The following is a 6,000-nucleotide window of genomic DNA, read 5'->3' on the forward strand; positions in this document are numbered from 1 at the left end:
GACAAGGTGGACTTTTGTGTTATACTAAGCTTGCATACAATACTAGGTCATACAATGTTCATTATGCTTTGGTAATGTATGCGATGTGAGAATCGTATAGTTATATAGGTGTAGCTTATTAATAGTGTTATGTGAAGTAGGTTATTATGAAAGAATTTAAATATTACAAACAGCTCATAGGGGCTATTATACTAGCGGGCATTATGATTATGATGGCACTACGTATAAGTGATATTGCTAGTGGTCTTGACGCTATCTTTACGGCCTTTGTTCCGCTCATTGTGGGTGCTTGTATTGCTTTCGTATTGGATATTCTAGTCGTTCGTTATGAGCGATGGCTATGGCCTAAGTGTGACTCTGGATGGAAGTATAAAATACGTCGCCCACTAAGTCTTTTGCTATCCTTTGTAACAATTAGCGTTATTGTGTATTTTATTGCTCGGTTGGCTTTACCTCAATTGATTCATTCTATGTCGATTATTGTAGCTGCATCACCGCAATTGTATACGGACTTCCAAACATGGATGCAACATATTACAGAAACAATTCCAATGGCGTCGAATCAAACGATTATAGATGCCCTAAGTGGAGAGAATCTTGCTAAATATACTCGTGAATGGGGGACAAAAGGTGGCACATATATTGTAAATGCAATGGGCACCGTATTGTCGTGGACTTTGAACATTGGTCTTGGCTTAATTTTTGCTGTTTATATGTTGCTTGATAAGGAACGCCTTATGTTACAAGGTAAACGTATATTAAAGGCTTATGCATCAGATGAGTGGGTAAATCGAGTTAGTTATGTAACTCGCGTAGCAGTTCAAACATTTAGTAATTTTTTTGTAGGTCAGTTTATAGATGCTTTGGTTCTAGGTGTGATGGTAGGTATTACTTTATGGCTATTTAATATTGAATATGCTACAACGATTGCTTGTGTAATTGGCCTAACTGGTTTAATTCCACTATTAGGTATTTATGTTGGTGGTATCATTGGAGCCGTTATGCTACTTACTGTTAGCCCTATGGATGCTCTCATCTATGTAATTATTTTAGAGGTACTTCATCAAATTGAAAGTAACTTTATTTATCCGAAAATTGTAGGTAATTCTGTTGGATTACCAGGTTTGTGGGTATTTGCTGCCGTTATCGTAGGCGGTAGTTTGATGGGGGTTACTGGTATGTTGATCGGTGTGCCTTTAGTGGCTACATGCTATAAATTGATTATGACTGATGTAGATGGGCGACTTGCATCTAATGAAGGTTTATAGTATATTGTCTAAATGATATGACTATTTACATATTTTAGTGCTGTTGAATATAGCATGAACTTATAGAAATTCTAGTGTACTAATAGTTTGATTAATAGAAGCATAGTATCTAGTAGGAGGATTATAATGAATAAAAAGTTAATTTCTATGGCATTGACGGGTGTATTAGCGGTAGGTATGTTATCCGTTGCTACACCAAGTGTGGCAGATGCACGCAAAACAAAGCCTGAAACAAGTACGGATATCTCTGTAAAACGTGCACCTGGGGAGTCCATGGTTATGACTATGAGCCAAATTGGTACTATTTTCCAAAATCGCTATCCAAATGCGGCGCTTCATTCTGTAGAGCTCAACTCTAATGACTTGAACTATGGTTATAAAGTAGTTGGTTATAGTAAGTATCATCAGTACAAGATGAAAATTGACGTAATCACTGGTAATGCTTCTGATATGGAAGAGGGGGGCAAACCTAAGAAAGTTATTGGGGAGATTTTCAATAAAGATAAAGTTATTGAATCAACTCAAGCAGAACGTGTTGCAAAACAACAACTTGGAACTGATGCTGTTATGAAGGGCTGGAAGATTGAAGCTCATAATGGTAAGGTTTTATACTATGTGACTATGCATCAGGATGGTAAAAAAGTAGTTGTTACAGTAGATGCTGAGACAGGTGCTTATGTAGAACAATCTAAATCCTATAAATTACCACCTGAGCCAGATCAAGGCTTCGATGGTCGTAAAACAAATCTCGTTTGGGGTTCTGATATAGATATGGGGCGCTAACCTATCTATTGATGATTAATAATAAAAGAGCCGAAGGCAATGCCTTTGGCTCTTTTTTGCTATTCCGATACTATAAAATATCGATTGATAGTGCTCTTGTGTTAGAATATTATTTTTTACAGTAGATATGTTTACAACAAAAGGACTGCACCCTAGGTTTAGTCCTTTTATTATTTATAACTATAGTTGTATTACCAACGATTTTCGTAGTACACTTGTGTCCACATGATAACTTCGACGAGGGATGGATGGGGACTCATAGTTTCGCCTACAGTGATAACGGATCTAGGGTCCATTTCACGAGTAATACTTTTTTCACGTAAACGTTTAGTGCGTTCAGAAGCGATTTCTTCATTAATTGCTGTCAACGGAGTTACACCACTATTCATAAGGTTCACATAAGGCTGGAAGAGGATAGAGGCTTGAGGACCTACGACATGCATACCAAGGATATGGTTGGTGTCTTTATCTACCACAATTTTTACAAAGCCATCGTTTACATCTCCAGGGTTAATACCCATTGCATAGCCTTTAGCTGTAGAGGAGTAGTAGTTTTTACCTACACCTACATTGTAACCCGCTTTGATAGCTTCAGCCTCTGTGAGACCTACACTACCAATTTCAGGATAGGAGAATGTAACCTTAGGCAATGTATCATAACGTGCCCAACGGTAATCTTCTTCGCTTGTTGCATAGAAGAGATTATGAGCAATAATATCTGCTTCGTAGTTTGCACGATGACGGAAGGCAGGTTCACCATTTACATCACCTAAAGCGTAGATACCATCAACAGATGTTTCTAAGAATTCGTTAGTTTTGATCCAGCCTTTAGGCCAAGTTTCAATACCAGTGTTTTCTAGGTGAAGTTCTTCTACAGCTGGACGGATACCTGCAGCTACAAGGATTTCTTCAACTTTAGTTTCTGTAATTTCGCCAGTAGTACGATCTTTAGTAACGACTACTTTAAGGTCATCTTCTTGGCGGATTTCAACAGTGTCTTGGTTTAGAAGTACGTTGATACCACGTTCTCTGTAGTTGTTAAGTAAGTGTTCCGATATATCTGCATCTTCTTTAGGTACTAAACGTACATTGTGTTGAAGAATTGTTACCTCTGTACCAGCAGAATCAAATACGTGAGCGAACTCAACACCGATTGGTCCGGCACCAAGAACGGCAAGAGATTTGTATGGTTGTTTAGGGAATTTATCGCCAAAGAGGCTTTCACTAGTAAGGAAACCTGCCTCTTGAAGACCAGGTACATTCGGTACATTACTATAGCCACCTGTACCAAGGATAATTGTAGGCGCTGTAATTTCTTCAATGCCAGAACCATCGTTAAGATGGATGTTCATCACTTTATCGGATACAAAACTTGCTGCACCACGATACACATCTACGTTGTCATAGGCATTGTAATAATCATAAATGCCTGCAGATTCGTCAATTTTATGCCAAGTACGCTTGGACACTGTGTCCCAGTCCATAGTAGCAGAACCAACATTAACACCGATTTTTTTGAATTCTTCTGTTTCTTGAATTGCGTTAGCTGCTGTAACCATAACTTTTGTAGGAATACAACCGCGAGTTAGGCATGTGCCACCAAATTTACCTTTTTCTATGATTGCCACCTTAAGGCCTTTTTTGAGCGCAGCGTCAGCTACGATGGTTGCGCCGCCTGTACCAACTACAATAATATCGTATTGTTTCATGTTGATTCCTTTCTATATATCTACTAATAGTTATTATCATTAACTATATTATACCACTATATTGAAGAAAATCAATATAGTTTGTTAGTGATTGGTGAAAGTTTATATTTCGTTAATCCAAATATATAATATCATTTTTAGATAATTAGGTGGCGAGGATATATATAACTTTCACAAAGTCCTAGTGAAAGAATATAAAATTAGTTTACAAAAAAAAGACGGTCTCATAGGACCGTCTAAGAGAGTTTTAATTCCAATCTTGATGATAGCCGCGTTTTGCATAATCAGCAGTAGCCGTGAAGAGGATATCTGTGCTAGAGTTAAGCGCAGTTTCTGTGGAGTCTTGTAATACGCCAATAATAAAACCTACGCCTACAACTTGCATTGCTACATCATTGGAGATACCAAATAGGGAACAAGCCAATGGAATAAGTAACAAGGAACCGCCTGCAACACCGGAAGCTCCACATGCACCAATAGTGGCAATGATGGATAAGAGAATTGCAGTAGGAATATCTACAACGATACCCAAAGTGTGGGCTGCAGCTAATGTCATGATTGTAATCGTGATTGCTGCACCACCCATATTGATTGTGGCACCTAATGGAATAGATACGGAATACATATCTGGATTGAGTTTTAAACGTTTTGCCAAATCAAGGTTTACGGGAATGTTTGCAGCAGAGCTACGTGTGAAGAACGCATAGATTGCAGATTCACGTAAGCATTTGAATACCAATGGGTATGGATTACGGCGAAGGTATATAAAGGATAAAATTGGGTTAATCACTAATGCTACAAAAATCATAGAACCAAGTAATAATACGAGTAATTGGAAGTAACCAATCAAGGCTTCGATGCCGTTAGTAGCAATGGATTCTGCTACAAGGCCCATAATACCAAGAGGAGCGAAGCGGATGATCCAACCTACTACAGTAGTAATAGCTTGTGCAATGGACTCCATAACTTCCTTCGTATTCATTGGTGCATGACGTAAAGCACCACCAATGATTAGTGCCCAACCTAAAATACCGATGTAGTTAGCAGTCATTAACGCTTTTACAGGGTTATCAACTATATTTTTAAGCAATGTTGTCATAACCTCTGCGATACCTTGCGGAGGCGCTGCATCAGCGGCACCTGCTACTAGATGTAATGTAGTCGGGAAAAAGAAGCTTACGATTACTGCTAATGCTGCAGATAGGAATGTACCTAATAAGTATAAGGTGATAACAGAACCCATGCCAGTTTTTTGGCCAGAACGATGTTTACTGATCGCTGCAATTACCAAGAAAAATACAAGGATAGGGGCAATGCCTTTAAGGGCACCAACAAAAAGAACACCTAATAAAGCAAGTTCATTGGCCACATCTGGCACATAAAGAGCAGTCAAAATACCAATAATCAAACCTATGATAATTTGTTGGATTAGACTGACTCTGTTGATTGATTTTACAAATCGATTCATAGTACACTCCAATACTTAAATAAAAACAAATAAAACCCACGACAAAATATCCTTTCATCATGGACATATGTCATTATACAACGAACACGAGATAGTGGCAATAGATAATATCATAGATGGCTATAAGCATTTATGTTATATATAAAGTAAATGATAAACATGTATATAAACATGTATATTAAGCTATATATTTTACAATAAAATATATTAAATATTTGTATGTTTTAGTCTTATATGTGTATAGCACATAGTTGCTATATATAGTATATATAATAGAATTCTTTTTAGCGTTCCTATAGTATGGTATACTATGCCATATATAGTACTTGAATATAGTTCTTGATTAGTGAAAGGACCATAATGAATAGTAAAGAATTTAAAACATATGCTGATAAAGAAGAATTTGTACAAGGCGTTTTTTCTAATATTGCAAAAAATTATGACTTAATGAATACAGTCTTAAGTTTTGGGCAAGATTATTTTTGGCGCAAATTCTCTGTAAAAGCAATGAATATCGGTCCTCATCAATGCGTACTTGATGTAGCGTGTGGTACTTGTGTTTTTACAAAGGAAGCATTACGTCAAGAGCCAACTTTAAAGGTGGAGGCCTTGGACTTTAATAGTGAAATGCTTGATCAAGGTCGTATTCGTATAGAAAATGCCGGTTTAATTGATCAAGTCAATTTAGTGCAAGGTGATGCTATGGCATTACCATATGCGGATAATACATTTAATGCAGCCATGAGTGGTTTTGCAATGCGTAATGTGCCGG

5 protein-coding genes (1 of these 5 only partly in view) are annotated in these 6,000 nt (G+C 37.4%); 3 read left to right on the plus strand and 2 right to left on the minus strand.

Annotation, left to right across the window (positions count from 1 at the left end):
- The first annotated feature begins 146 nt into the window (after nt 1-146).
- Both VPAR_RS02355 and VPAR_RS02360 read left to right on the plus strand, forming a co-directional pair.
- Entirely contained in the window at nt 147-1,268 is a 1,122-nt protein-coding gene (locus VPAR_RS02355; protein ID WP_012864013.1) for an AI-2E family transporter, read from the plus strand.
- 126 nt (nt 1,269-1,394) lie between these two features.
- Complete coding sequence (locus tag VPAR_RS02360; RefSeq protein WP_012864014.1) at nt 1,395-2,051, plus strand: PepSY domain-containing protein; 657 nt, start codon at nt 1,395-1,397, stop codon at nt 2,049-2,051.
- 191 nt (nt 2,052-2,242) lie between these two features.
- On the opposite strand, the gene VPAR_RS02365 is transcribed toward VPAR_RS02360, so the two are convergent.
- Entirely contained in the window at nt 2,243-3,760 is a 1,518-nt protein-coding gene (locus VPAR_RS02365) for a dihydrolipoyl dehydrogenase family protein (RefSeq protein ID WP_012864015.1), read from the minus strand.
- 247 nt (nt 3,761-4,007) lie between these two features.
- Entirely contained in the window at nt 4,008-5,228 is a 1,221-nt protein-coding gene (sstT, locus tag VPAR_RS02370) for a serine/threonine transporter SstT (protein ID WP_012864016.1), read from the minus strand.
- A 360-nt stretch (nt 5,229-5,588) separates the two neighbouring features.
- On the opposite strand from sstT, the gene VPAR_RS02375 reads away from it, so the two are divergent.
- Nucleotides 5,589-6,000: the 5' portion of a ubiquinone/menaquinone biosynthesis methyltransferase gene (locus VPAR_RS02375; RefSeq protein ID WP_012864017.1), read on the plus strand. The gene runs 335 nt beyond the window's last position; 412 of the gene's 747 nt are visible here — the first part of the coding sequence; it begins with the start codon at nt 5,589-5,591; the stop codon falls past the right edge of the window.

It is taken from the genome of Veillonella parvula DSM 2008 (genome assembly GCF_000024945.1).
Taxonomy (GTDB): domain Bacteria; phylum Bacillota; class Negativicutes; order Veillonellales; family Veillonellaceae; genus Veillonella; species Veillonella parvula.